The organism is Mesorhizobium sp. M7A.F.Ca.US.002.01.1.1 (assembly GCF_004022955.1).
GTDB classification, from domain to species: Bacteria; Pseudomonadota; Alphaproteobacteria; order Rhizobiales; family Rhizobiaceae; genus Mesorhizobium; species Mesorhizobium ciceri.
The window spans coordinates 1-1,835 of the sequence record NZ_RZQE01000779.1; the positions used below are offsets into that span (position 1 = coordinate 1).

At 60.2% G+C, this 1,835-nt stretch carries 3 protein-coding genes; all 3 read right to left on the reverse strand.

All coding sequences use genetic code 11. The features are described from left to right. Positions 1–456: 456 nt before the first annotated feature. Entirely contained in the window at positions 457–714 is a 258-nt protein-coding gene (locus EN932_RS35340) for a cytochrome C oxidase subunit IV family protein (RefSeq protein WP_198327521.1), read from the reverse strand. 8 nt (positions 715–722) lie between these two features. Further along, positions 723–1,361: a cytochrome c oxidase subunit 3 gene (locus tag EN932_RS35345; RefSeq protein WP_164767956.1), complete on the reverse strand. Its 639-nt coding sequence runs from the start codon at positions 1,359–1,361 to the stop codon at positions 723–725. Continuing rightward, a partial coding sequence (locus tag EN932_RS35350; protein ID WP_206619014.1) for a cbb3-type cytochrome c oxidase subunit I occupies positions 1,358–1,835 on the reverse strand: 478 nt, incomplete at its 5' end. The genes EN932_RS35345 and EN932_RS35350, both read right to left, overlap by 4 nt.

A 1,835-nucleotide genomic window follows, 5' to 3' on the forward strand; every position in this document is an offset into this window, starting at 1 on the left:
ACCCCGACCTCCTCAAGAAGGGCCCGCATCTCGTCGGGAGCCGCAAGACAGAAAATTCGAAAAGCTTCTAGGAAACCCAAGCAGACTGAACGGCGCTGCGGACAATGAGGTATACGAATACACCGGCGAACATTCGCATTGGGGCGGTCAATATCGTCGGCAGAAGAGCGTCCGAAAGGGCTATCGGCGGCTCCCTCGTAGGAACAAAAAAGAAGAGAAGCAGAACTTTCTTGTGCGTTTTTTGCACACAATGTTCCGTAACCACCTGATTATATTCAGGTATCCGGCCAGTCTCATCATTCGGTCGCCGTTTTTAGCCGCTGCACCAGATTCCACCTTTCGATGGAAGGGCGCAGAAGGACGACTTCGTCGCCTGGATCGGTCAGAGCTGATGGGATTAAGATCGGAATAGCTTCACGGCTGTTTGGCGTCTTTAAAATCGCAGTCTCCGCACTTTCATCCACTGCCCACCAGCGTTAGGCCGAACAAGATGAGCAGCCAAAGTGCTGCAGCAGCGACCGCGAGTTGCGGAAGCACTGCCGCCCGGGACAAATGCATGAATGAGATCCCGATAATCACTGCCTTCGCCGCGGCGATCGCAAGATTGACGGTTGAGTTGAAGCCGCCGAGATCGATGAAGGAGGAGCCGACAGTGAGCGCCAGGAGCACCAGAAGGCCGGCATAGGCCGAGGCGAGTTTGCGGATTTCGGTCACGACGGAGCTCAGCGGTTGGTCAGGTAGAGGACGGGGAAGAGAAACACCCAGACGATATCGACAAAATGCCAGTAGAGGCCGACCGCCTGCACGCGCCGGGCTCGGCTCGAGGCCTCGGTTCGCCACCACAGCGCCAGCGTGCCGCAGACCACTACAATTCCGCAGAACAGATGCAGGCCATGCAGTGCCGTCATCGCGAAATAGAGGCTGAAGAAAAAGGCAGCATGCACCGGGTCGGCGCCCCGATAGGTGAAGGGCGCGCCCAGCACCGGCGCAATCCCCTGATGGAACTCCATCGCGTATTCGGTGCCCTTGATGATCAGGAAGACGACGCCCAGCGCCGCTGTCGCGGCCAGCGACCAGCCGGCTGCCCGCCAGCGCGAACCGGAGGTGAAGAAGTGCGCCAGCGCCATGGCGAAGCTGGAGGTAATCAGCACCGCTGTGTTTATCGTTCCCAGCATCAGTGACAAGTGCCTGGAGGCTTCGGCGAAGGCGGCGCCGTAGCTCAGCCGGGCGACGAAGAAGATCAGGAAAATGGCGCCGAACAGCATCGCCTCGGAGCCGATGAAGACCCACATACCGAAGGCATCGGCGGCCCGCTCGCGCTCGCCCGACTTGAAGGCGACGCTTTCGGTCGAGGCGCTCATAAGACCACCCCGGCTGCCGGATCGGTGCGCTTTTCTCCAAGCCCTTTCATCGGGTAGTCGTAGGCCGGTCTGGTCACCACCGGCATTTCGGCGAAATTGTGCGGCGGCGGCGGCGAGCTTGTCTGCCATTCGAGCCCGGTGGCGCCCCACGGATTGTCCGGGGCGCGCCGGCCTCGGAATAGCGACCAGGTCAGGTAGAAGAGCGGCATCAGATAACCGATCGCGAGCACCACGGCGCCCGCTGAAGACAGAACATGCCAGAACTGGAACTCCGGCGGATAAGTGTGGTAGCGCCGGGGCATGCCCAGAAACCCCAGCACATATTGCGGGAAGAAAGTGAGGTTGAAGCCGACGAAACTAACGGCGGCCGCAATGCGACCGGCCGTCTCGGAATACATGCGGCCCGTCATCTTCGGCCACCAGAAATGCATGCCGCCCATGAAGGCCATCACCATGCCGCCGACCATGATATAG